We start from the raw sequence: 26,089 nt of genomic DNA, 5'->3' as shown, positions 1-26,089 counted from the left end.
AGAGTACCACGCAGACTTTTGCATCTGAAGCCACAAAATAGCGGCATGTTGGCCGCGATGTTATCAACGCGGTCAAGGAGATGTCAGCGATCTAAAGGATTTTCGCAAACGGTGTAAGTTTATTGAAGTCGCGCGATGCCATAGATTTCATCTTTTGCTTTGATGCATGTCAGTGCGAGAGTTTCGTAGAACCGATAGGATAGCCTCGTTATTCCTCGAAATAAGGGCGCAGAACATTTAAATCTGTGAAGTGGAGAGAAGCAACCTGCGAGTGCTTGATTTTTGTTGTTCTACTTTCGGTCATGAATACGCCGGCTTACGCGCGCGAAAACGTACTTCGAGATGATTTCGAGAGGATTGGCGTTGTGAGTACATTGACATCTGAAAACGATCACGACAAGCTAAAAATCAGCTATCGTGCGACAGATGGGGCTGTCCATTTATATAATGTGGATAAATTCGATTCATGTAGCTCGATGGCAGTTTACAAGGTTCCAAGTGCGTATTCCATAGCCATTGACGGCAGCTGTTCGAGTCAAGGGGGACAGATTTTTACGAACATTTATGAATGGGATAGTTCGTTCGGGAATTGGTGCTTACGACGAGAAGTAACAGGAGAAAAGCCCTACCTAAACTCTGGCGAAGTAGCCTCAAAAGAATATGTTGCGCGTGTGGAAGGCTGCTTTGCGCCAGGCGATCTAAGACCTCCTCGATATACGCCTTCAACCCAGTCGAGGAAAGCGGTGATTTCGCAGCTTCGTTATTTTCGGACCATTATAAAAGATGAGGCGGCTATTAAAGAATTCATCAGATTATTTCCGTTTTATAGCGTCGAAGAGCTAGTGCCGTATATTAATGTAAATACTGTGCAGGATATAATTGATATTGCTTTCAATCTTCAAAGTATGATCGATCTTACGAGGCAATACCGTTGCTAGAGCACATAGTGAGTGCATTCCCGGAACGATTTGTTGCCAAGCTTAACCTTGCTGACGCCTACTGGACGAACGGATTTGAGAGTAGGGCCATACCGCTTTATGTGGCTTACGAGGCCAGAATGAACTCACTCGGCTTAACTAAGAACATTCCATCGCGAGTAAAGAATCGACAGGCTGCAAAGGAAAATTAGACATATACACGCCGGATTGAATGTTGAGGCTTGAGTCGCAACTTAGGCGACGGTGTTTGGGAGATGTCCATCACATCCTTGACGAATACTCTGAGTTTGCAAGCGATGAAAGATTTTCGGTAACTAAGTCAAATTGGTGATTCTTAAAATGGTGTTTCCGCATAGGTCTCTGTTTTTTTTGGAGCTCGTAACGGAAGTCCAATCCTTCGAATCGCAAAAGGGCCGCTAATTGGAAGACAAGACCAACCCGAACGGCGAATTGCACGCGCCTGCAAGGCGAAGCTGGACCGCAATGGGTGATGACCGCACCAGCGCCGTGTACGACGAGTCGCTACGGGTGGTTCCTTATCTGCAAAACCAAGCGTGACGTGGTCCCAGCAGGCCAAGCGCTTAGGCACCCACAACCCAGGCTTCTAGATTGAACCGATTTCCGTTGGCGCGAAGCAAAACAAAACCATCATGAAAAACCTAGCATACGAAGGCGATGTAACCAGCCACGGCGGCAAGATCCTCAGCGGCTCCAACCGCATTAAAGTCAAAGGTCGACGTGCTGCCCGCATCGGAGACTTTGTCTCTTGCCCAATCCGTGGCGACAACCGGATCGTCGAAGGAAGCAAGCGGATAAAAGATGGCATCGCCTCACTCTCCCGTGATGGAGACCACACGGAATGTGGCGCGTACTTGATTGCATCCCCGCTCGGTGCTTCCGTCGAGTAGACGATGCCAATCGATTTCGAAAGAATTCCACCGAAAGCGGCGGTTCCGCTTGCACCTAGAGCGTCGCTCGTCCTTTGGGGTTCGTTGTTGGTGCTTGCACTGTGCATTGGCGCAACCATGGTGATTTCTCTTTGGCGAGAGAGCCATAAGACAGATACGGCCTGGTTCTGGCTCTGCGCCGTCGGATACCCCGTTCTGATTTGGGCCTTCTCGCTCTTTTCAACTTTGGCATACAGTTCCGCGGCGCGAGCATCAGCGCTTGCCAATAATCGAGTCAGCGAAGATGCAGAAGCAGCATGTCACGCTGCCGCCAGTAAGCCATTGACCGTTTATGGCTATTCCTGGCACTACTCTTCGGACAAGAAGGAAAACAGTCTCCAGAGCATCGTCGATGGAAAAGTTCGTTCAGAGTTGCGTCTGAGCGCTGCCGAGAGAGATAGAGAAGTCTTGGCGCGCTGGATAGACGTGCCCGGCGAGCCTTTTTATCCGAGCAACGAACTGGGGGAGCACACTCGTCATCTGGCTGTGTGCGAATGGCTGATCGACCAAATGCTCAGCGATCTAGAGTTGCCGTTGTCAGCTCTACCGGGAAAAAGCACGCTTCACGTACATCTCTGCTTGCACTCCAATCTCAAGACGCAGCCTGTGATTGATCGAATTTGCGCGTTGCTGAAAAAGCTTGGAAAGTTCGATCTCCGGATCAGTTGCGAAGACGTTTTTGCGCTCTTCACCACCGACGCGTGGCTGGATCAGAAAGACGAAAATACCTTTCATCTCGTCATTGCAATCGAACTTCGCAATGCCATAAGCAACGTGCTTGGCGGGGGAGTCGCCGAAGTAGGGGTTGCCGTGTTGCTTGGCTATGTCTCCAAGCCTGAGGCTGGCGGTCAGCCGGCAGTGCACCTGCACCGGCCGGTCAAGTCAGGCGTCGATAAGATCGCGGACGCGATTGGCCTTGCAAGCCGTTGGTCCGGGGCAAGTGTGCAGGAATTGAGCACTGTCTGGATTGCTGGCTTGCAAGAAGATGATGTGGGCCTTGTTCGTCGGTCAGCGAAGCTCGATGAGCAAACCCAATTGATCTCGATCGAGTCGTCGATCGGCGACTGCTCGGCTGCTAGCGGTTGGCTCGCGCTTGCGCTAGCTGCAGCAAGCGCAGGCGCGAGCCCCAACCCTCATTTGATTTTGGCACGGGAAGACGACGAAATGACCGCTCTGATTTGCAGGAAAGAACGTGACTAAACAAAGAGAAAGACCGCTGGCGCTTTTAATTGCTATCGCTATTTTCATCGTCTATCTGGCGTTGGCGGTTGGCTTGGCGGTAAAGGGCTCAAGCATTGGTTTGTCAGGAGACAAGCTGCTCATCGTTGAACTTTCGTTGTTTTGTGTGCTCTTGATATTGATTTTGCTGAGCAAGTTCTTCGAGGCAATCTTGCTGTTGATTGCATCGCTAAGGGCCACACGATGGTTCATGCGGTACGACGCGGAAAAAGCAAGTCCACCCGGTGGCACGGCTGACAACTTGCGCTCGCAAGACTCGGCCGGCAGCGCGAAGGCATTACAGACCGCGCTGGTTCATCGCTTCGGGTTGAGGTGGAGACACCGGGCTCGGTGGATACTCGTAGCCGGCGAGCGCTCGGTCGTGGATCGCATCGCGCCAGGACTTTCCACCAGCGGCTGGCAGATGATTCAAGGCGCCGTGTTGCTCCATGGATGCCATGACGACGGTCAACCCGACGTGGAATGGTTAAGAAAACTTCGGCGGTTACGTCGTCACCGCCCTGTGGACGCAGTGGTTGCTTGCACTGAAGTGCTCGGCCCGGCAAGGACGCCCTTCGATGCAGAGGGCATGGCGCAGCGCCTCGTGCTTCAGGCTCGAACGTTGTGCTGGTCGGCGCCTGTCTATCTTGTCGATGCCGTCAGGTGTACCGGGAATATTTCCGCGTACGACGCATCGATTGGCGTGACGTGGTCGGATCGTCGCTCGAACTCGGCAGAACTTGAAACCACTCTAACGAATCTCGCCGGCAGTCTTGCAGGCAACGGGGTTGCACGCCTTGCTCGCGACCCGCTCGATCGGGCTGCGGCGGAGATGTCGCAACACATAGAGCGGTTTCGTGCCGCGTTACGTGTCCTCCTCGACACGGTTGGAACGTCGGGATTCTGGCGCAGTGATGTACACGGTTTGCTGTTTGCCCCGATTTGTGTTGAACAGGTCGAGGACGCAGATCGCGAAGTGAGCGAACAAGCTTTTGCATTGCCGTCTTATGACGCTCTTTGGAAATCCGTCTTAACGCACAGTCGCGCTATCTATGGCCGCCGTGTGGGCGTGTCGTTATCGAGCGCGGCGGCATATGGCGTCATCGTTGTCCTGGGCATATTTGTCGCCGGCACGTTGCTTTCAGGCTTCGTCAATCGTTCAATGGTCCGAACTGATGCAGGCACGCTGGAAAGTCTGTCATCCGCGAAAGATCCCGAGCAACGACTGCAGGCGTTAAACGCGCTCGACAAACAACTCGACACGCTCGAAATCCGCAGCAAGGAAGGCGCGCCGCTTTACACCCGCTTCGGTCTGAACCACGACGCCGCCCTATACCAGCGCCTCTGGCCGGCTTACCTCAACGCCGCCTCACGCGTCCTGATCGTTCCCATCAAAGCCAAACTCGAAAACCGCCTGAGCCAACTTGCCTCGCTATCGGATGCCGAAATCGCCAGTGGCGGCAACGCACAAGTTCAGGCAGCCTATGACACGCTAAAAACATATCTCATGCTCGCCAACCCCGAGCACGCCGACGCAACCTTCCTTACGACGCAGCTACTAGCCACCAACGAACCCGCGCGCCAGCAAAATGCGACGCTCACGCAAGGCGCGTGGGAGGACCTGCGCCAGCACGCAATTGCATTCTATGCAAGCCACTTAAAGCACGGGGCGTCGCCGGCCTTGACGCCCGACGCGGCACTGATAGCGTCGGCGCGTCAGACGATCATTGGCGTGCGCGGAATCCAGAATTCGACGGATGCGATCTACCAGCAGATCATCGATGAAACCAAGCCCAAATATCCGCCGCTGACATTGGCCGGCATCCTCGGGGATCATCCTAGTCGCGGCCTCTTCGGCACGAGCGCCACGGTCCCGGGCGTTTTCACGCGCGCCGCTTGGGAAGAACGCATTCCCAAAGCGATCGACGAGGCGAGCGAACATCACACCGTCGCAGGCGATTGGGTGCTCTCAGACGCGAAAGCCGACAATACATCGCCGTCGGCACTGAAGGCCGAACTTCGCCAACGCTACTTCGACGACTACTTCCGCGCCTGGGCGCAATTTCTCAACGGTATTCGCTGGCAGGATGCATCGTCGCTTTCCGGCACGGTCGATCAACTGACACTGCTCGGCGACCCGCAACGCTCGCCGCTCGTCGCGTTGATGGACGCAATCGTCTATCAGGCCGGCGCGGGCGCATCGACGCAAACGTTGTCGGACAGTCTGATCACGAAGGCACAGCAACTCGTGGGCGCCGACGAGAAAGATCCATCGAAGCGCGCTCAAGCTAGGATCACCCCGCTCGCCGAAGCTTTCGGCCCCGTCCTGCGCCTGACCGGAAGCGATCTCGTAGCCGCTGCGTCCGTGAATGGGAAAGGCGTGCCGCAACCTGTCGGCGACCTCAGTCTGCCGCGCTATCTCGAACGCGTCACCGCCATGCGCCTGAGAACGCAGCAGATGATGTCCAGTCCCGACCCGGACGCCATGTCGCGCGCCGCGGCGCAAGCGATGCTGCAAGGAAAGACTTCGGATATTGCTGACAGCCGCGACTACGCAAGCCGTGTGTCCGCGAGCCTCGGCGAGCGCTGGGCCGGTTTCGGCAAACTCTTTGAAGCTCCCTTCGACCAGACGTGGCAGGTTGTCGTGCGCCCCGCGTCCGCAAGTCTGAATGACATCTGGCGCACGGCCATTCTCGCGGACTGGAATCGCAACTTCGCATCCCGCTATCCGTTCGCGGATTCTGACAACGATGCATCGTTGCCCGATCTTGCGCGCTTCCTGCGGCTCGACAATGGCGTGATTGCGCAGTTCGTCGCGACGCAACTTGCAGGCATCATCGAACGGCAGGGCGATCACTGGGCCGCGGCGCAGGGCGCGAATCAGGGCGCGCTTACGCTCGATCCCGCGTTCCTTATCGCGCTCAACAAGCTCACGCGCGTCTCGACCGTGATGTTTCCATCCGGCGATGCACACGTCCGCTTCGATCTCCGTGGTGTACCAACTCCCGGCGTCACCGAAATGACGTTCGTGCTTGCGGGCCGCACGTTCAAGTACTTCAATCAGCAAGAAGAATGGATGCCCTTCGAATGGCCGGGCCAGTCGCTGGAGAACGTCACGCATCTGGAATGGGAAACGGCGCAAGGCGGCCTGCGCTCGGCCCTCGATGCCCAAGGCCGTTTCGGCGTGATACGCCTGCTCGAGCGTGCGAAGGTTACGCAACAGGACAGCGCGCGCTACTTGCTTTCCTGGACACCCGATCAAAGTCAGGCGCTGCCGCTTTCGGTGCAGATGCGCGCGGAAGGCGGCGCGGGTCCGCTCGATGTACTTGTGTTACGACACTTCGCCTTGCCAGAGCGCGTCTTCCTGGTCAATAACCCCGCGAAGACGAAGGCGACGTCGGCGGCCTCGAACCCTCCGCCGCTGCCTCCCGGAGCGTTCACTGCGGCGAATCAGTTGGGCATTCCCTTGCCGCAAGGCGCAACCACAGAGATGCATTGATGTTTGCTGGTCTTTTTAAAACGCTTTTCCCTTCGCGCGATGCTGCCCAATTTGCTCGCGCTCGCCTCGACACTTGGGAGGCTTGGCTCGCGCCGCTTCCCGGAGATGCAGGCGTCGGTCGAGATCCCGGTTACGAAGACGCCTTTTTCAGCTTGAAGGATGAAGCAGGAAAACTTTCGGGCATCGACGATTCGTTGATTGTCCGCTCGTGCGAGCAAATCACGAAAGAAGTCGGCAAGGATCTGCGTGTCGCGGGCCATTACGCTTTTGCGCGATTGCGTCAGGACGGACCTGAAGGCTTCGTCGATGGTCTCGAACTCGCTGCTGCCATGATCGACCGCTTCGGCGATGCCATCTTGCCTTTGCGTCCCGAAGCCAGGAAGGGCGCGCTCGAAATGCTCGCTACGACACGCACGCTGGACTTGCTCGACAGCCGGGACGCTTTCGATCCTGGTGATGTGGAACGCGCGGTCGCCGCGCTCGATGCGATCGTCGGAAAGACACTCACATGGCCGGAAGCGGCGCGGCCCAACTTGCAGATGCTCGCCTCTCGCTTCCAACGCAAGGACGACGGCATACAAAGCGCCGAGCCGAGCACGACCGCGCCGATTCCGTCGGCTCCGGCGCTTGCCGGTAGCGCCCCGATCGCATCGCAGCGCGAATTGCTCGATCAGGCTCGCACCATGGCTGTATGGTTGCGCGATCAGGAAAACGGCTATCTGCCTTCTGCGCGACTCGTGCGCAGTATCCGTTGGGATACGCTTCACGAAGTCCCGCCCGCGGATGCCGGCGCTCGAACCCGGCTCGCCGCGCCACGCGGCGAATTGCGTCAGCAGTTCAAGCGCCTCGTGCTGCAAAAGCAATGGAACGAGTTGCTGGAACGCGTCGAAGCGGCGTTCATGGAAGGGGTCAATCACCTCTGGTTCGATCTGCAACATTTTCAGCACGTTGCGCTCGATAACGTAGGCACGCCTTATGATGCATGGCGCGATTTGCTGCGCGCGGATTTCGCGCTCTTTCTCGAACGTCTTCCCGGCATCGAGCGGCTTGCCTTCAATGACGGTACACCTTTCGCCGATGATGTCACGCTCGAGTGGATCGCGCGTCACGCCGTCGTGCGCGATCTTGACGCAGGCGAGAGTATCGCGGCGTTGCCGGTGTCGGCAAATGCCGCGGAAGGTGCGGCCGGAGACTGGCCCGAGATCGAAGCACAGGCGCGTGATTTGTCCGCGCGCGATGGTATTGAAGCTGCATTTATCTGGCTCGATGCGCTGCCGGGCATGAAGACAGACAAGCATCGCTATCTGCAGCGCCTGATGATGGCGCGTCTGGCCGAGCAGGCCGGCCGCGCGGATACCGCACTCTCACTTCTCGCGGAACTCGATGCCGCCACGCGCACCTTGCCTCTCGCACGCTGGGAGCCGGCGCTCGCTTTTGAGGTCAAGCAGCAATTGATGCGTGCATTGAAGACGATGAGCGTCCGCAAGGACGCCGACAAGACAACGCTGACCAACCGTATCGGCGAACTGCGTAGTGAACTGATCGTGCTGGACCCGGCGCGTGCGCTCACGCTGTCATGAAAACATAGATGAACGACGAATCGACACAAGACCCCAATCAGGACCTCTCGCGCGGCGATCCGGTCCTGCGCTACTACGAAGCAGAAATGCGTTATCTGCGCGAGTCTGGGCGCGAGTTCGCACGGGCGCATCCTGATCGCGCGCGCATGCTCAATCTCGATCGCGTGGGTGATCGCGACCCCTACGTCGAACGTCTTTATGAAGGTTTTGCGTTTCTCACGGGCCGGCTTCGGCAGAAACTCGACGACGAACTGCCGGAGCTGACAGAAGGCATCGTAAGCCTGCTCTGGCCGCACTACTTGCGGATGATCCCATCGCTGTCCGTCGTGGAACTCTTGCCGCAAGGCGAGCGGATGCAGAAAACCGCATACGTCCCGGCAGGCGTCGCGGTGCGCTCCGCGCCGATTTCCGTGCCGACGGATTCAGGCACAACCGCTGCGCCTCGGACGGTGCAATGCCTCTACCGCACGACGCAGCCCGTCGCCATGCAGCCGTTGCGCCTCTTGCAGGCAGGCCCCGCGGTGCGGCACGACGGCCGTTCGGTCATTCGGATAGCCTTTGAACTGGATAACTCGGCGCGCCGCACGGAAACCGATCTCTCGCGCCTGCGACTACACCTGAGCGCGGATCAGCCGACGGCGTTTGCCATGCACCTTGCGCTGACCCGTCAGGTCGACGTCATCGAATGGCGCATCCCGGAGGTTCGTAACGGCGAGGCCCTGCCGTGCAAAGGCGTGAGCATCGAACCGGCAGGGTTCTCTCCTGAAGAACGGTTGTGGCCTAAGTCGGATGCTGCATTTTCGGGCTATCAGCTGCTGCTCGAATATTTCACGTTCCGCGAGAAGTTTCTGTTCGTCGATCTTTGCGGGCTCGACATCGACATGCTTCCGGTGGGCGCGACGCGCTTCGAGTTCGAAATTGTGTTGAAGCATGCATATCCGTCGGATCAGCGTTTCAACAAAGACAATTTGCGCCTCTTCTGCACGCCGGTCATCAACCTGTTCAGCCTCGACGCCGAGCCGGTGGTAATCAATCATCACGAGACGGAGTATCGCGTGGTGCCCGCGGGGCATCAGGGCGGGCACGTCGAAACCTATTCGGTCGATGCCGCCGAATCTTTCGATCACGAAACCGCCGAGCGCTTCGAATATGTTCCCTTCGCGACGTTTCGACATCGCGGAGGCATGTTGCGGCACGAGTCGCCCGAACGATACTTCCATACACGCGTGCGGCCGGGTATGGACGGTCTACACGAGACGTGGGTGATTCTTGGCGGACATGCATGGGATTCGATGCAGACGCTGCCAGAGGAAAGCATATCGCTACGCGTGACCGGCACCAACGGAATGTTGCCGCGTAAGGGTTTGCGCGAAGCGCGCATCGACGAGCTCGCGCTCAGCACGCCAAACGTGGGCGGCGTGCGTAATCTCGTCGCGCCGACGCTGCCGCTTTATCCGCCCACCGGCGACCGGTTTCAGTGGCGCGTGTTGTCACATCTCGCGCCAAATTTTCTATCGATGCTCAACGCCGAGGTCTTGCGCGGCGCGCTCGCACTTTATGACTGGACCAACGACGAACTCAATCGGCGGCGGCTCGCCGGCATTCTGCACGTCTCGGAGCAACTGCTGGAGGAGATTTCCGGCGGCGCTGTGGAGCGCGGCGTGCTGATCGAAGTGACGCTCGACTCGCAGGCGTTCTCGGGCGAAGGCGACGTGATGCTGTTCGCCGAACTGCTGCATCGCTTCTTCGAACTGTATGCCGAAATCAATCTCTTCACGAAGCTCGCCATCGTGAGTCTGCCGTCGCAGGCTCGCATCGAATGGCCGCGCAGCAAGACGCGGCGTGCTCCGCTATGACGGCGCGCGATCTATCGGGGGTCGAACCGTTCGTCGCCGCGTTGCTCGCGCGCGCGCCACGAATGAGCTTCATGCAACTGTGCCGTCTTTTTGAGGCGAGCGAGCCGAACAGGCCGGGTTTCGGCGAGCGTGACACGCCCGAACACGAACCCGTGCGCTTCAGGCCGCGCCCGCGCATGGGCTTTCCCGCAGGCGAAATGGCGAGTGTCGAATTCGCGGACGAGGGCGATGCCCTGCTTGCGCCTACCGTGCGCACTACGTTCATGGGTCTGTACGGCGTCGATGCGACGATGCCGACGCATTATCTCGACGATATCGTCCAGCGCGAGGAGGGGCACGAAGCAGTCGAAGCGTTTCTCGACCAATTCAATCATCGGCTGGCGACGCTGCTTTATCGGGCGTGGAAGAAGTATCGCTATCCGGAAAGTTTTTGCCACGGCGGTACGGACCAGCACTCGCAAAAGCTTTTGTGTCTTGCTGGTTTCGGCTGGGGCAACAAGCCCGCGCGCGCCGGTTTGCCAGAGTCGCGCATGCTCGCCTTGCTAAGTCTGATGGTTCAACGTACTCGCACGCCGGAGGGTCTGGCTGGCGTCATTGCGCTTGGTGCGCCCGGCGTGGAGGTCAGGGTCGATGAGTTCTGGCCGGTTGCGAAGCGCACGGAACAGGGTTCGCCGCTAAGCGCGAAAGACGTGGGTGCCGCAAGCGCCGGCAGCAAGCGACGTGGCCTCGGCGGAGGTTATGTGCTCGGCAAGCGAATTACCTATCGAAGCCGTGCGGTGCGTGTGACGATGCGTCCGCGCGACGCCGAGCAGGCCAACGATCTCCTGCCCGGTGGGTGGCTGCATCGCGATCTGATGGCACTGGTGCGTCTCTATATCGGCGTCAAGGCCGATGTGCATTTGCGCGTGCAGATGTCCTCGCGTTTCGTTCCGACACCGGCGGTTGGCGTCCTGCTGGGCGCGCGCGCCCCGCGGCTCGGCTGGACCGTGGTGCTGCCCTCCGAGGCGGAACGCGACATCGAGATATCGCTCGGTGTATGCGAGGCGCTTCCTGCTCCCGGCATCAATCCTTATCTCAAGCCACATGTCAGCCCGCACGCGGCGTGACTTCAATAGCAGAAGGCAATCATGTTGAAACGATTTAGCGCAGCAAGCGTCGCCGCGACGCTGCTGCTTTCGGGATGCGGCGCTTGGCAAACCGTTTCCGATACCTCGGTCGACGCTTATAACGCAGTCTTCCACAAACGGGTGAAAGTGCTCGACGTAGATCTGACCGCGCGCGCCGGGCTGAATCAGGACGCGGCGGGTCGTTCGACTTCAGTGGCGGTACGCATTTATCAACTGAAGGACCGCAAGCTATTCGACAGCGCGGCCTATGGCGATCTCATTCGTGACGACAAAACCATGCTCGCGCAAGATCTCCAGGCAAGCCTAGGCGTGGTGGTCAACCCAGCTGCATCGGCGAGTCTTTCACAGCCATTGGAAAAGGAAACGGCATACATAGCGATCGCCGCTTTCTATCGCGATCCGCCTGCGAACGGAAGCTGGAAGCAGGTCGTCGAGGCGAAAAAGCTGTCCGCCGATGCTCCGCTCAAACTCGAGCTATCGGATCGGCAAGTAACGGAGCTCACCGATACTAAGGCAAGCGGCAAGAAATAGACTTGCGCACCGGGGCACTGATTCAGTTCGACGGACATCTCGCTCGCGAACCGCGTTCCTCACTACGGGCAACGTCCGCCCGCTATCCATGCTCACGGGAGTCTGCATGGCGGGCTGCGCAGCGAATGATAGAAGACGGCTGTGTCGCGGCAATAGCATTCGCTCCCAGGCAAGTGCCCGACGTCCCTCGCCCTCGACGCTCATGGGAAATCCATGAGTTCGGTACTACTGGATATCGGCGTGGATTGATCGTATAAAACGGCCGTGCGCATAGGGCGGCTGCGCGCTTCGAAGTGTGGGAAAAAACTAACCGTTCCGGTAAAAACCACCGTCCAAGCCTTGACAAAACATGGCCACGCAAGGGCAGAAAGCTCTGGTTAGACTTTTTTACACTTTAGTTGGCAGAAGGTTTCTAAACGTCTGAATACAATCGAAATTGTTAAAGATTGTGTAGCCGTCGGGACCAATGACAACGAAGCGAACAACGATACTGTCCATTTTTGGGACGCGCCCCGAAGCCATCAAGATGGCGCCGCTCGTCAAGGCGCTGGAAGCGGAGCCGGGCGTTCGGTCCATCGTGTGCGTAACCGGTCAGCATCGCTCGATGCTGCAACAGGCGCTGGATCTCTTCGATATCGCTCCGCAATACGACCTCGCGGTCATGTCCGAGAACCAGAGTTTGAACGGGCTGGCCGCGCGGCTGATCGGCGCGATCGATAACGTCATCGAAGAAGAAAAGCCGTGCCGCATTCTCGTGCACGGCGACACCACCACGGCAACGGCAGGCGCGCTCGCGGCGTTTCATCGGCGCGTGCCGGTGGCGCACGTCGAAGCAGGCTTGCGTACCGGCGACATGACGCGGCCCTGGCCGGAAGAAATGAACCGCCGCGTGGTCGATGTCATGAGCGACCTCATGTTCGTGCCGACGCAGCGCTCGGAACAGAACATCGCGCGCGAGACGCTGCAAGGCCGCTCGATCATCACGGGCAACACGGTGATCGACGCGCTTCTGTCAGTGACGAAGCGCATCGACTCGAACGCCACGCTGCGAGCCTCGCTCGATGCTCGCTTCCCGTATCTCGACGATTCGAAACAACTCGTGCTCGTGACCGGTCATCGGCGCGAAAGCTTCAGCCAGGGTCTGCGCGACATCTGCGCGGCGCTCGGCGAGATCGCCCGGCGTGACGATGTTCAGATCGTCTATCCGGTGCATCTGAATCCGAACGTGCAGGCCACGGTGATCAGCGCGCTCGGCGCCTCGCCGAACGTGTTCCTCATTCAGCCGCAGAACTACATGGGCTTCGTGCGTCTCCTGCAGCGCGCGTCCATCGTATTGACTGACTCGGGCGGCGTGCAGGAAGAAGCGCCCGCGCTCGGCAAGCCGGTGCTCGTGATGCGCGATGTCACCGAGCGCCCCGAAGCCGTGCAGGCCGGCACCGCGCGGCTCGTCGGCACGGATCGCCATGCAATCGTTTGCGCTGTGTCGCTGCTTCTCGACGATGAAAGCGCCCGCGCCGCCTTCGCCCGCAGCGTGAACCCCTATGGCGACGGCCATGCCTCGTCGCGCATCGTCTCGGCGTTGCTGGACCGTCCTTTCGAGGAGTTTCGCCCCGACTTGCGCGTGTCCGAGGAGCAGCATCGTCTGATGCGCGCGGCGGTTGCGTAGTGCGGCAGTGCGCGCATCGCGCGAAGCGCCGCAAGGCCGCGAAGCGAACGATGCGGATATCGAACGAAATAACTGCCAGCTTGGGCGTTGCACCAAAAAGACCATCGCAATCTCGCGCGTTCGCGCTCTCGAGCCTCATCGGGCGACAGAGCGGCTGTGCGTGAGAATGCGCCAAAATTCGAGCCATTCGCCTTGATCAACGACATCATCAAACCGCGCCGATTGCGCGTCGCACTCGCTTTGACCGCCGCATGGGCGGCCTTTTTCATGGCGCTTCCGTGCGCGGCGCTCGCCGCCGCCGGCGATCTTGCAAGCACGTTCGCGCATCTCGGGCTCAACGGCCGCGAAGCGCGCACGGTGACACTGCGCGAGCTAGGGCTCTTGCAAGACGTCACGCTGAGCGCACCCGACACGCGCCAGGAGTTCTATCTCCCCGTTCCCGCCGATGTCCCGCTCAGCGACGCCACGCTGCAACTCGACGGCGGCTACGTACGCGGCGACGGCGGACGCGTGACGATGCTGCTCTCGCTCGACGGCTCGCCCGTGCTCTCGCGCGCCTTCACGCAGGACGCGGGCAACGTCGCGGTGAACATCGGCGTGGACGGTGCGCCGCGTTCGGCCGGTTTCGTGCGGCTCGGGCTCGGCTTCGCCTCGGTGATCAACCAGAACGTGTGCACGGACCAGACCGCGATCGGCAACGTGCTGCGCGTGCGTCCGGAAACGCGTCTGACCTTCAGCTTCGATCCCGCCGATATTCGCGATCTGCGCACGGCGTGGAGCGCGCTGCCTTACGCGCCGGTGCTCGCGGTGTCGTCGCCAAAACTCGCCAGCGACGCCTACGACACGGCCTGGCGCACCGATGCGCTCCTGCAACGCGACGGCAAGCGCCCGCTCGTGCAGGCGCTGCCAGCCGTGGGCGATACGGCCGACCTGACCGGCATCGACGTGCCCGCGGCTTTGCGCGCGATTCCCGCGTTCAGCGCGCTGGCCTCGGGCGGCAAGCATGCAATAAGCGATGACGCCGAACTCGGCGCGCTCGTCGCGCTCGGAGCGCGCGCGGCGTTCGGTCCGGACGTGATCGTGGCGGATGACGGCATGAGAAAGCGCATCGTCGACGCGCTCGATGCGTTGCGCGCGCAAGTCGCCACCGCTTCCGCCGATGCCGTGCCCGCCTTCGACGAATGGCGCGCCCGCACGATGAACACGCTGACCGCGCCGCTCGCGCCGGGCGAGGTGCGCATTGCACATGTCGGCGGACGCGCGGTGATCGTGGTCGGCGACACGCGCGGCATCGGCGCGCTGGCGGCAAGCTGGCGGCCCATCGATGTATCGAACCGGCTGATCGTGCATTCGATCGATGCCGACCAGCGCGTGCGCGGCGACAACATCGCGCTTTCGGAGCTCGGCGGCGATCCGCGCAGCATCGACGTGCAGACCAACGCGTCGTGGTCCGCGCGCTTCGACCTCGCCGCGGCTTCGGGCAACGGCCGTCTGCCGCAGAACGTGGTGCTCGACCTCGCGGCATCGCCGACACTCTCCAACGGCGGCGCGACCGCGACGGTGTATTTTAACGACGTGATGATCGGCGCGCGCCTCTTGAACGTGGATGGCGTGCGTCAACGCATCATCGTGCCGATTCCGCGCTATGCGCTTGCACGCACCAACGAATTGCGCGTGAGCTTTCGCCGTCAACCGGATGCGGGCTGTCAGGCGCGCCAGGCCTACCCGGTCGCCGTGTTGCCGACGAGCCATCTGCAACTCGGCAACTCCACGCTCGACAACACCTTCGCGGGCATGGCGGCGCGCTTTGCATCGGCGGCGACGGTTTACGTGCCGCACGCCTGGCTCGACGATGCGTTGAACAGCGTGCCGCGTCTCGCTTATCTGACAGGCGCGGCGGGCGTCGCTCCCGTGCAGGCGAAGTTCGCCGTGAGCGAGTCGGGCGCGACCGTGCATCCGGATGGCGCGTTCCTCGCCGCCGATGTTCCGCTTGCCGACGAGCACAATCCCGCCGTCTATTCGGCCGACAGGCTCTCGCTGAAGTCCGCTTCGGGCGACATGCTGCTCGACATGTCGGGCCTTTCGCGTGTCGCGGTGGTGAGCGTGGCGAGCTCAAACGGACAAAGCGGCGTGGTCTATCGCTCGGCGGGCGCCATGCCCGTACTCAGCGACAAGCTGCAACTCTCGCGCGGCGACATTGCCGTGGTGGACGGCAGCGGCGTCCTCAAGCAGTTCGATACCGTGAATCCCGATGAACTCGTCGATGAACCGGCGGGCAGCTCCGACTGGATCACGCGGCACTGGGCGCGCTGGGGCATTCCGGCCGTGCTCGTGGTGTTGTTGCTGGTGCTGATCGCGCTGGCGGGTCAGGCGCGCCGCAGGCATCTGCGCCGGCAGAAGAAGGACAACGGCGCGTGATCCTGGAAACGATCAGGTGGTACGGCCAGATACTCGTCGCCGAGTACTACCAGACACTTGAATACGTCGCGGCGGTGGTGGCGACGATCATCCTGCTGTCGAGTCTCGATGATCTCTTCATCGATATCTGGTTCTGGACCCGCAAGTTCTGGCGGCGCGTGACGGTGGAACGCCGTTACGCGCCGCTCACCGTCGAGCAGCTTTACGCGCGCGACGAGCAGCCGATCGCCATCATGGTGCCCGCCTGGCAGGAGCACGATGTCATCGCGCCGATGATCGAAGACCTCGTGCGCGTGCTCGATTACCGCAGCTATACGATTTTCGTCGGCACCTATCAGAACGATCCGGCGACGATCCGCGAAGTGGAACGCATGCGGCATCGCTACAAGCATTTGCATCGCGTGGAAGTGCCGCACGACGGGCCGACCTGCAAGGCCGACTGTCTCAACTGGCTCGTGCAGGCGATTCTGCGCTACGAGTTCGAGGCGGGCGTGGAGTTCGCGGGGATCGTCATGCACGATAGCGAGGACGTGCTGCATCCCATCGAACTCAGGTTCTTCAACTATCTGCTGCCGCGTAAAGACATGATTCAGTTGCCGGTGGCATCGCTCGAACGCAACTGGTTCGAACTGGTCGCGGGCACGTACATGGACGAGTTCGCGGAATGGCACGCAAAGGATCTGGTCGTGCGCGAAAGTCTCGCGGGTGCGGTGCCCTCCGCCGGCGTGGGCACGTGCTTCTCGCGCCGCGCGATGCTCGCGCTCGTTCGGCAGACCGAGAGTCAGCCGTTCAATACCGAGAGCCTCACCGAAGACTACGATATCGGCGCGCGCATTCTCAAGATGGGCATGCAGTCCATCTTTCCGCTGTTTCCGGTGCAGTTCACGTCGCGCCGCAAGGTGTGGTTCGGCCTGGGTCCCGAGCGCGAGATCACGACCACCATGCCGCTATGCGTGCGCGAATTTTTCCCCGACACGTTTCGCACCGCGTACCGGCAGCGGGCGCGCTGGACGCTCGGCATCGGCTTGCAAGGTTGGGCGCTGACAGGCTGGAGCGGCACGCTCGCCAACCGCTATCTCTTGCTGCGCGACCGCAAGGGCGTGGTGACGGCGTTCGTCGGCATGCTGGCCTATCTGCTTGCCGTGCAGTTCATGCTGTTCGCGAGCGCTTCGTACTTCGGCTTTACGAATGATTTCTTTCCGTCACCGTTCATCGATTCCGGCTGGCTGCAGGCGCTGCTCGCCGCGAACTTCGTCGCGCTCTTGCTGCGCGTCACGCAGCGCATCATCTTCACGACGCGGCTTTACGGCTGGGAGCACGGCATTCTGGCGGTGCCGCGCATGGTGATCGGCAACGTGGTCAACTTCATGGCGGTGTCGCGCGCGTGGCGCCTTTTTATCGTGCATGTGGTGACGGGAAGGCGGCTCGCGTGGGACAAGACGATGCACGATTTCCCGAGCGTGGATGGCTTGCGCAGCACGCGTCAGGACCTCGGCGACTTGCTGGTGTCGTGGCAGGCGATCGACCCCGAACGGCTCGAACAGGCGAAGCAGACGGACCATGCGCGCGAAGCGCCGCTCGGACGCGTGCTCGTCACGCGCGGCTGGCTCGACGAGGAGACGCTCGCGGAAGCAATCGCGTTTCAGGCGGACTTGCCGCGTGGAAGGTTCGACGTGGCTCGCATGCAGAACGAGCCGGGCGTCGCGGTGCCGCCGGAAACGCTCGTGCGCCTGCGCGCCATGCCCCAGGGCGCCGACGCGAACGGCAACGCGATCTTCGTGAGCGCCAGTCTGCTCGATGACGCGGCGCTCGCCGAATTGCGCGAAGCGACCGGCTGCGCGGTATCGATCAACGTGGTGCGCGAAAGCGAGATCGCGGCAGGCTTGCGGATGTTGCGCGATGTGGGCGTGTCGGCGCTTTCCGGCGACGAGCAGACGGCCGCGAAGGCGGTGAACGACGAGGCTGCGCGCGGCGTGCCCTTGCTTGGCGACATCATGATCGAGATGGGCCTCGTCACGCGCCGCGCGTTCGAAACGGCGTTGCAGAATTATCGGCCGGAGCGGCATGGACGTATCGGCGATTACATGGTCGCCGAGCGCGTGATTACGAGCGAAGCGCTCGCTTCGGCGGTGGGCGAGCAACGGCGCCGGTATGCGAAGCGGGCGGGTGGGCAATGAAGCGCTATCGTGCGCGCCTGCGTGGCGAAGAATCGGCTTTGCGGGAAAGAATCGATTCGGTTGCGAGAAAGCATGGGGCTCGATTGCACACCGGAACGATGCCCGATCGTCAGGTGCCGAACGCGCGCCGGATGACGCCGCCGGCAACGCGCGCGACATCCCGCGTCGCTCGCGTCATGTTCTGGACCGCCGCGATGATGTGCGCGAGCGGTCACGCACACGCCGATGAAACCTTGCCCTTGCAATTGAGCGGCGCGCCGTATCGCATTGCGCGCGACGCTTACGCGGCGTTCGGCGAACATCGATATGCCGATGCCACCGCGTCGGCGCGCGAGGCGATTCGGCAGCGGCCGGATGTCGTGGGTTTGCGCGTGCTGCTGGCCAATTCGCTGGCGGCGCGTGGCCGTCTGAAAGAAGCGAGCCACGAACTGTCCGATGCGATCGCGCAACTCGGACCCGTGCCCGCATTGATCTCGCGCCGCCGGCAGATCGATACGTCGATCGCGGGCGGTGGCGAAGGGCATCCGGGCGGTGGCGGCGCCGGCGATCTGCAAGGTCCGGCGCTCGTGGCCGCGCGCGCGGCGTATCGCGATTTCGGCAAGAAGGATTACGCGGCGGCCGCGCGCGAGAGCCGTGAAGCCGTGCGTCTCGCGCCGCAAGTCGAGCGCTTGCGCTATCTGCTCGTCGATTCGCTCGCCGCTTCCGGCGACGATCCCGCCGCCTACGCCGCCGCCGACGATGCCGCGCGTCGCTTCGGCGAGAACAACGAATTGCGCACGCGGCGGCGTTATATCGGCGATCGGCTGGCGCCGGTGGAATCGAAGGCGGCGTATGCGGCGCGTGCGAATGGCGATCTCGTCGAAGTGGAAAGCCATGCGCGCAAGGCGGTGGCGTTCGCGCCGTCGCGGATGGAGTTTCGCACGCAGTTGCTCGAAACCCTCTTCGCGCGTGGCGATCTGGCGGGCGTGGAAGCGGCGGCGAGCGATTGCATCGCGATCGATCGCAACGACGCGCTCTGGTGGACCTTGCGCGGCTATGCGCGTGCGGCGCGCGGCGCGAATGCGGACGCGGATTTCGCGCACGCGTTGGCGGTGGCGCCGGAGTCGTTGTCGCAGGCGGGGGATACGCGGGCGAACGTTGGGGCGCAGGCGGATGATGAGAACGATGGTGGCGCGATGAGCGTTGCTTCCTCGGCATTGCGGAATCAGCGCCAAAGTGACGCTGCCAGTGCAAAGACAAGCGCCGACCCCTCAGACCCAAGCAGCGCGATGCTCGCTGGTTCGGCGGCAGTGCGCCATCGACAACGCGGCAGCGAAGCTACGGATGCAAACGTGAACGCCGACACGCAAGGCAGCGCCATGCGCGCCGACCCCACGGGCATCGAACTGGAACGCGTGTTGATCGCCGAAGGCGACGCGCGCCGCGCCGAAGCCGCGGCTTCCGGCGAAAACGTGATGTTCGACGAAGCCGATGCGCGCCGCGCCAATCCGTCAATTGCGGGCGTAACGCAGTCGCGCGGCAACCAAGCCACGAACGACGTGGCCTCGACGAGCGGCGAAGCCGCTTCCGCAGCCGAACGTCGATATCGCGATGCCCGTGTGGCACGCACGATCATCGCCGATGTGCGGCTCGCGCAGAACCGTCCGCAAGCCGCGCTCGACGCGCTGCCGTCCGTATCGCAACGAAACGCCGCCGCGCTCGACGATGCCGACGCCGCCATCGCTCTACGCCGTCAGCGCGCAAAGACGATGCTGCAAATGGCCGCCGCCGCGCAGAACGACATCGACCCGCGTGCGCGGCCGACCTTCGATTGCCGCGAAGACCGCTACGGCGCATCGTGCGATGTCTACGCCCACGACCCCGCGCTCGCCGACACGCGCGCCGCACGCTTGGCCGAACGCGATGGCAAGCATGGCGAGGCCATCGACCACTGGCGCGATGCGATCGCCGCCGTACCCGACGATCCGCAATTGCGCATCGCGCTGATCGATGCGCTCGCGGCGGCGGGAAAAGCGCGCGAGGCATCGAAGGAAGCGCGCGCGGCTATCGACGCCAATCTGCTCGATTCGATGAGCGACCTGCAGGCGGCCTTCATCGCGTCGCGGGCGGGCGAGCGGCAGCTTGCGCTGGACCGTTTCGCACGCGCTGAACGAAGCGGGACACTGCCACCGGGCGCGCAAGCCGATGCGGGTTATGCCGCGCTTTCGATGCATCGCAACGAGGAAGGCGCGCGCTATCTCGAACGCGCGATGGATCGCACCGCGAGCGCGCCTCACGCAGACGACGCGCTCCCGCCGCAAGCCGTGTACGACGCGCGCGCGGCCCACGCCGAAGCCACCCGCGACTGGGGCTTCAGCATGAACGTGAACTATCGCGGCAGCGGCGCGCAGCAGGGCTTTGCGTTCAACCCGACGCCCGGCCTGTCGAGCAACTGGCAAGCGGGCGCGGAGGCGTACTGGCGCCCGTTCGGCAGCCTCGGCGACCGCATGTTCGAAGTCTATGCGCGCGGTTACGAGAACTTCGGCGTGCAGGGTAGCGGACCGTCGGGGGCATCGACGTTGCAGGCCGCGTTGGGTGCGCGCGTGAAGCCGTTTGCATCGGTGAATGCGATCTTCGCCATCGAAAAGATCTTGCCGATAGGCTCGGACGTGCGCTCCGACTGGCTCGCGCGCGCGGCCTATTCGACCGGTTTCGGGGACACGCGCCGCCTCGACGTGCCGAGTTGGTGGACCGGCACGTTCTACGGCGAGGCGGGCCATTACCTTGTGAATCCGTCGACGTATGCGACCGCGAACGCGCGACTCGGACGCACGTATCGTATCGATTCGATCAGCCCGCGCCTCACCGTGTTTCCGCATGCGGTGGTCGGCGTGGACTACGATTCTGCAATCGATCGCAGCGTGCCGGTGGGCATCGGCGCGGGCGTGGCGGCGCGTTACTGGTTCCGTGGCGATGGTTACGATACGACGCGCTCGTTCGTCGATATATCGGTGCAATATCGCGTGCGCGTGGCGGGCGACGATCGCGCGAAGGGCGTGTTCTTCGGTGCGGTATTCTCGTACTGATGGCGCTCATGCTGCCGATGGGTTGGATGCAGTGCAGGTCTTGCATGTACGAGGTTTATGACATGTTCGCGGGTCATGCGTTTGCACGGCGATTACGCGCTTCGTTGTTCGCGGGGCGCAGTGCGCGCGGCGCTCGGTCGCTTGCTTCGTCGCGTGTAAGTGCGGGCGGCGGCGTCGATCAGTCGCCTGGATTGGGCTCGCAGGCAGATGCAACCGCAAGCGCGTTGCCCGCGCGGACTTCGCGCGCCGTTATCCGTGTGATGACGACGGCGTGCGTGTTCGCATCGATATGCTTCGCGAGCGCGGCGCCGGCGCAACCGCCGCGCATCGTCTCAGGCATCGTCTGGCAGCCGGACAACACGTTTTACGATCCGCACGGCGACTGGGACAAGCTTGGCGCGCACGAACTGATCGTCCAATGGACGGCGGTCGATGGCATCTCCTTCGTGCCCGGCGCGGGCTTTCGGCCGGCGCCGCGCATGCCGGACTGGGAGCGCATTGGACGTGAGCCTTGGGCACGCGATGTGATCATCGGCTTGTCGGGACGTTTCAGCGAAGCGGTGGCGCGTGCGAATGCGGCGCAGCTTTCCATCGAGTCGATGCGTCTGGCGGATGTCGTCTTGCCGGTGCACGTGACGGGCTACTACTTTCCCGTCGAGATCGATCCGACCTGGCAGGATGCGAGCGCGCTGCGCACCTTGCTCGATGCGTTGCCCCGGCCACTCTGGATCAGCGTCTACGATCGCGCGAACGTGGGTGGGAATGCGATCGCCGAATGGCTCGATGGCTGGCTGCCGCGCGATGTCGGTGTGCTCTTGCAGGACGGATGCGGCGTCTATGCGCGCGAACCGCGAGTAGCGCGGCAATATGCGGATCAGCTTGCGGCGCGCCTGGGGCGCCATCGCGTGAGAATAATCGCGGAGGCGTTTCGACCGAATGTCGGTGGCGGATTCCGCTCCGCAACGGTCGATGAATTGAAGCCGCAGATCGATGCTTATCGCGGATATAAAACCTATCTTTTCGATGGGCCGCATTATGTGTCGAACGAGCTCGTACAGGGATTGGTGCAGGCGTATTCTGTTAGGAGCTATGGGGCGCGATAGAGGTTTTTTGAATATTTTGTGTTCATGGTTCCGCTTTGTAGGTGGTAGGCGTCAAATCTCGAGTAACGCGCAAATCAATCCAGGCAATTCTTTATCTTTCATGACCTATTGGATAGCCCGCTGCCGCCACGTCGCAGAGGCTTTGAATTATTACGTCTGGTATGAACGACTCAGCGACTGATCCATAAGTTTCGTGACGGACTACCTTAGCGTTTCAAATCAGTGAAACCACAACTAAGGAAGTCGTCGTTACAAAAAGAAAGCAGGATCAGCCGCGTGGACTTATCCCATTTGCAATGGCGCGGAAATAGAAGGCCTGCAACGTATAGATGGATTCAAAAATGAGTACGCAAGATGCAACGGTAACGCAAACCGAAAAGGCGTTTCGAGAAGCACTAGCCTTACGTCCAGATTCTCCTGCCGCACATAACAACTTCGGCGTCTTTCTCATGCAGGTCGGGCGTTTGGCGGAATCAGAAGTCATATTACGCAGGGCCATTGAACTTCGACCCGATTCTGCGGATATCGCGCTCAATCTCGGCGCCGTCCTGTTCCAGCTCAAACGCATTGCCGACGCTGAGCCGCTGGTTCGCCGCGCGTTGACACTTCGCCCAGGCTTTGCAATGGCAAGTCATGTGCTCGGCTGCATATTGCGAGATAGTGGCCGTGCCGATCTCGCTGAAATTGCTTTTCACGACGTCATCGCCCTTCAGCCGCAACATTTCGACGCACATATCAGTCTTGGAGCAATAGCGCGATCGCGTGGCCGTCTCACAGAGGCTGAAGAGATAAGCAGACGAGCTATCGAGATTCGCCCGACGGCGACCGAGGCACACTGCCTACTCGGCGACGTGATGTTCAACGCCGGCCGCGACGATGAAGCTCTTGCTTCGTACCGGCAAGTTTTGGCTCTCGATCCAACTAACGGCTTTGGGCATTGCGGGGTAGCGCTTGTGCAGCAGCGGCGTGGCGAGTGGGCCGAAGCCGAACTGTGCCTTCGCCGAGCGATATCTCTGCAACCCGAATCGTTCGAAGCCCGTCTAAATCTGAGTGCCTTGCTCACCGATTTCAACCGACTACAGGAGGCGGAAGCCTGGTTGCGCGAGGCGATTGCCCTGCGTCCGCAGAGTGCGGGGGCTAAGGTTGGTCTTGGCATCCTGCTGTTGAGAATGGGTCGATATGAAGAAGGGTGGGAATTTTTCGAAGAAAGGAACTCCGACTCGTTTGACTACGCCACTTTTGGCTTGATAGAACGGAAGGCAAGGGCGGTGTCGATTGTCGCGTGGCAAGGCGAGTCCCTTCAGGACAAGTCTTTACTAGTTGTTTTCGAGCAGGGCCTCGGTGATGCAATTCAGTTCGTGCGTTTCATGCCGCTCCTCAAAACGGCGGGCGTCGCTCGATTGACAGTGGCCTGTAATCACGGGCTTTTCGCATTGTTTCAGGGCGTCGAAGGTATCGATTCCATCATCGATATCGGTGTGCAACCCGGCGCAGCCGATTACGACCGCTGGTGCTTCTCGATGAGTGTTCCGGGGCTCATGCATATGACGCTACATGGCATTCCTTGGCGGGCGCCGTACGTTAAGCTGCCAAGTGAGCGTCTCGAAGCTTGGGCCAAGCGCATGAGCGGGTTGAGTGCGCGACGATCCTTGAAAGTTGGGCTTACCTGGGCGGGTTCGCCCGCGCTTGGCAATTTCAGGAGCGGTCCCGATCAAACGAAACTCGATGCTTTGCGATCGCTACACTTTCGGAACCTCCTTCCGCTGCTGGGTAACCCCAGCGTGACTTTCTTCAGCTTGCAGCACGGCAAACCCCGAACGCAGCTTGCCGAGGTTTCACCGCATGGCGAAGTCATCGACCTGATGAACGACGCCAACGACTTGGTCGATACGGCGTGCATCATCGAGCAGTTGGATCTGGTGATCAGCGTCGATACATCCGTCGCCCATCTGACAGGTGCGCTTGGAAAGCCGGTATGGATATTGAATCGATTCTCGGGTGACTGGCGTTGGCTCGATGATCGCGAAGACTCGCCCTGGTATCCGTCTGCGCGGTTGTTTCGGCAGAAGCGGCGTGGCGATTGGGATGAAGTGATAGAGCGCGTCCGAGACAGTCTGATCAAGCTCGCAATGGCTTCGGTCACGAGCTAATCGACAAGCCCTGCGCCATGGGGGCGGCGGCTCATATGCGTGGCTTCGTCAACACCCCTCAAAGCATCGGCATATGCAAATGATGCGGATCGGCCAGCATATCGGCCACCCGCTTCAAAGCCTCCCTGCAATCCTCGCGATTCTGCGGTCCACCCAGACACAAGCGCAACGCATTAGGCGGATTGCCATCCGTTGAAAACGCCGCGCCCGCAACGGCTCCGATCCCCTGATTACGCAACTGCAACGCCAATTCCGAAGCGCTCCAGTCACACAAGTCGGGCACGGGCAACCAGAGATGAAAGCCATGCGGATGCGCGCTATACGGAAAGTCGCGCAACGCCTGCGCCGCAATCGCCTGCCGCGCGATCGATTCCTCGCGCATGGCATCGAGCACGTCGGCGGCGGTGCCGTCGTTGATCCAGTGCGTCGCCAGCAGCACCGTATATGGGCTCGGCATCACCGTCGTCGCGCGCAACGCGCCAGCGATACGCTGCGTCTGCCGTGGCGTCGGCGCCTTGAGATACGCCACGCGCAAGCCCGCACCGAAGGTCTTCGATAAGCCCGTGACGTGATAAGTCAGCTCGGGCGCGAGCGCGGCAAGCGGCGCGGGCGCATCGAGCGGCAACATGCCGTACGGTTCATCCTCGATGATCGGCACGTTATAGCGCATGGCGACATCCGCCAATGCCTCGCGTCGTTGCGCGCTGATGGTCAACGTACTCGGGTTCTGCAAGGTCGGATTGCAGTAGAAGCCGCCTGGCTTCTCCGTCTTGCAAAGCGCTTCGAACGCATGCGGCAGCGGCCCCTCGTCGTCGCGCGGCAACGCCTGCAAGCGAACCCCGAGTTGCGATGCGATAGCCTTGATGCCAGGATACGCCAGCGTATCGAGACAGATCATCTCGCCCGGTCGCGCAAGCTGCGAAACAAGCGCCACCAACGCGCTATGAATGCCGGGACAGACGAGCACCGTATCGTCCTCGCAATCGGGCAGTCGCATGCGCAGCCACGCACGGCCCGCCGCGCGATCCGCCGCCGTCCCGCCGAAGTCCTGATAGCGCAACAACTGCCACGGGTCCGCACTCTGCATCAGACTGGCCGCCGATGCCCGCAAGCGCGCCGTCAACCCAGGCGGCTCGGGCGGCATGTTCATCGACATCTCGACGCTGCTGCCGCCCGCCAGCGGCAAGGTCTGCGTTCGGCCGCGCACGAAGGTGCCGCTGCCCGCGCGCAGATCCAGCAACCCGCGTTTGCGTGCTTCCGCATAAGCGCGCGCCACGGTCGTGTAGTTGAGGTTCAGGACGTCGGCGAGATCGCGCAGTCCCGGCAGACGATCGCGCGGACGCAAGCGACCGCTCGCGAGATCTTCCTCGATGAGATCGGGAATCGTCAGATAAGCAGGCTTGCGGCTCTCTTCGAGCTTCCTGATCCAGTGATGCGCGGGCTGATTCATAGGCGCGATCTCCCTTGTGTGCATGCGATCAGCCAAGCATGCCGCATCAAAAAAGATCGCATAAGCCTGGGCAAGTTGATTGCATTGATCGCATCGATGCACGGCTTCGGTGTCGCGCGCACCAGCGCCATGCGTGTCTGCGCCGAATTCGTGCGCGCGATCTTCATTGATCGCATCGACAATACGTCGCGAAGCGTTACCCATCATGGCGCGCGAAAATTTTTTCGGCGCGCATCGCCGCAGCGCTTTTTATTGATCGCGAAGTGATTGCATTTCGCGGGCCAATCATTGGCATATCCGTTGCGTTTGTAGGCTCGCCGTCGCGACAACTCGATGCGCGCCATATCAGACACCACCATCGGAG

18 protein-coding genes are annotated in these 26,089 nt (G+C 61.2%); 16 read left to right on the top strand and 2 right to left on the bottom strand.

From position 1 onward, the window contains the following. The first annotated feature begins 365 nt into the window (after positions 1-365). From QCE79_RS23715 to QCE79_RS23700, 4 genes are all read left to right on the top strand, one after another. Positions 366-938 (top strand): hypothetical protein, encoded by a 573-nt coding sequence (locus QCE79_RS23715; RefSeq protein ID WP_309848215.1) that lies wholly within the window; start codon positions 366-368, stop codon positions 936-938. Between the two features lie 420 nt (positions 939-1,358). Further along, positions 1,359-1,496: a hypothetical protein gene (locus QCE79_RS23710; RefSeq protein ID WP_309848214.1), complete on the top strand. Its 138-nt coding sequence runs from the start codon at positions 1,359-1,361 to the stop codon at positions 1,494-1,496. A 92-nt stretch (positions 1,497-1,588) separates the two neighbouring features. Further along, entirely contained in the window at positions 1,589-1,846 is a 258-nt protein-coding gene (locus tag QCE79_RS23705; protein ID WP_309848213.1) for a PAAR domain-containing protein, read from the top strand. A gap of 3 nt (positions 1,847-1,849) precedes the next feature. Then, complete coding sequence (locus QCE79_RS23700; RefSeq protein WP_309848212.1) at positions 1,850-3,085, top strand: hypothetical protein; 1,236 nt, start codon at positions 1,850-1,852, stop codon at positions 3,083-3,085. Between the two features lie 51 nt (positions 3,086-3,136). Here the strand turns inward: QCE79_RS23700 and QCE79_RS23695 are convergent, their stop codons facing one another. After that, the gene (locus QCE79_RS23695) at positions 3,137-3,316 is read right to left on the bottom strand and encodes a hypothetical protein (protein WP_250468767.1); all 180 of its coding nucleotides are present in this window, start codon (positions 3,314-3,316) and stop codon (positions 3,137-3,139) included. 949 nt (positions 3,317-4,265) lie between these two features. On the opposite strand from QCE79_RS23695, the gene QCE79_RS23690 reads away from it, so the two are divergent. From QCE79_RS23690 to QCE79_RS23640, 11 genes are all read left to right on the top strand, one after another. Continuing rightward, entirely contained in the window at positions 4,266-6,602 is a 2,337-nt protein-coding gene (locus tag QCE79_RS23690; protein WP_250468765.1) for an ImcF-related family protein, read from the top strand. Next, complete coding sequence (gene tssA, locus QCE79_RS23685; RefSeq protein WP_250468763.1) at positions 6,602-8,182, top strand: type VI secretion system protein TssA; 1,581 nt, start codon at positions 6,602-6,604, stop codon at positions 8,180-8,182. The genes QCE79_RS23690 and tssA overlap by 1 nt, the downstream gene beginning before the upstream one ends. Before the next feature lie 8 nt (positions 8,183-8,190). Next, positions 8,191-10,038, top strand: coding sequence for a type VI secretion system baseplate subunit TssF (tssF, locus tag QCE79_RS23680; protein WP_250468755.1), 1,848 nt, complete (start codon positions 8,191-8,193; stop codon positions 10,036-10,038). Beyond that, the gene (gene tssG, locus QCE79_RS23675) at positions 10,002-11,144 is read left to right on the top strand and encodes a type VI secretion system baseplate subunit TssG (protein ID WP_309848211.1); all 1,143 of its coding nucleotides are present in this window, start codon (positions 10,002-10,004) and stop codon (positions 11,142-11,144) included. The genes tssF and tssG overlap by 37 nt, the downstream gene beginning before the upstream one ends. A 21-nt stretch (positions 11,145-11,165) precedes the next feature. Next, complete coding sequence (gene tssJ, locus QCE79_RS23670) at positions 11,166-11,696, top strand: type VI secretion system lipoprotein TssJ (protein ID WP_309848210.1); 531 nt, start codon at positions 11,166-11,168, stop codon at positions 11,694-11,696. 466 nt (positions 11,697-12,162) lie between these two features. Then, a complete protein-coding gene (gene wecB, locus QCE79_RS23665) occupies positions 12,163-13,362 on the top strand; it encodes a non-hydrolyzing UDP-N-acetylglucosamine 2-epimerase (RefSeq protein WP_309848209.1) in 1,200 nt (399 codons plus the stop codon). 192 nt (positions 13,363-13,554) lie between these two features. Next, a complete protein-coding gene (locus QCE79_RS23660) occupies positions 13,555-15,780 on the top strand; it encodes a cellulose biosynthesis cyclic di-GMP-binding regulatory protein BcsB (protein WP_309848208.1) in 2,226 nt (741 codons plus the stop codon). Beyond that, positions 15,777-17,957, top strand: a complete 2,181-nt coding sequence (locus QCE79_RS23655; protein WP_309848207.1) for a glycosyl transferase family protein — start codon at positions 15,777-15,779, stop codon at positions 17,955-17,957. Before QCE79_RS23660 ends, QCE79_RS23655 begins: the two co-directional genes overlap by 4 nt. A gap of 98 nt (positions 17,958-18,055) precedes the next feature. Continuing rightward, positions 18,056-21,022 (top strand): bacteriophage N4 adsorption protein A, encoded by a 2,967-nt coding sequence (locus tag QCE79_RS23650; RefSeq protein WP_309848206.1) that lies wholly within the window; start codon positions 18,056-18,058, stop codon positions 21,020-21,022. A gap of 44 nt (positions 21,023-21,066) precedes the next feature. Beyond that, positions 21,067-22,125: a hypothetical protein gene (locus QCE79_RS23645; protein WP_309848205.1), complete on the top strand. Its 1,059-nt coding sequence runs from the start codon at positions 21,067-21,069 to the stop codon at positions 22,123-22,125. Positions 22,126-22,466: 341 nt separating this feature from the next. Next, the gene (locus tag QCE79_RS23640) at positions 22,467-24,275 is read left to right on the top strand and encodes a tetratricopeptide repeat protein (RefSeq protein WP_309848204.1); all 1,809 of its coding nucleotides are present in this window, start codon (positions 22,467-22,469) and stop codon (positions 24,273-24,275) included. 58 nt (positions 24,276-24,333) lie between these two features. Here the strand turns inward: QCE79_RS23640 and QCE79_RS23635 are convergent, their stop codons facing one another. Beyond that, entirely contained in the window at positions 24,334-25,725 is a 1,392-nt protein-coding gene (locus tag QCE79_RS23635) for a PLP-dependent aminotransferase family protein (protein WP_250494240.1), read from the bottom strand. Between QCE79_RS23635 and QCE79_RS23630 the strand changes: the two genes are divergently transcribed. Beyond that, the gene (locus QCE79_RS23630) at positions 25,708-25,992 is read left to right on the top strand and encodes a hypothetical protein (protein ID WP_309848203.1); all 285 of its coding nucleotides are present in this window, start codon (positions 25,708-25,710) and stop codon (positions 25,990-25,992) included. The genes QCE79_RS23635 and QCE79_RS23630 overlap by 18 nt on opposite strands. Positions 25,993-26,089 lie beyond the last annotated feature (97 nt).

Origin of the sequence: Caballeronia sp. LZ003 (assembly GCF_031451465.1) — a bacterium.
Classification (GTDB): Bacteria; Pseudomonadota; Gammaproteobacteria; order Burkholderiales; family Burkholderiaceae; genus Caballeronia.
This window is presented reverse-complemented; position numbering and strand designations above follow the sequence as displayed.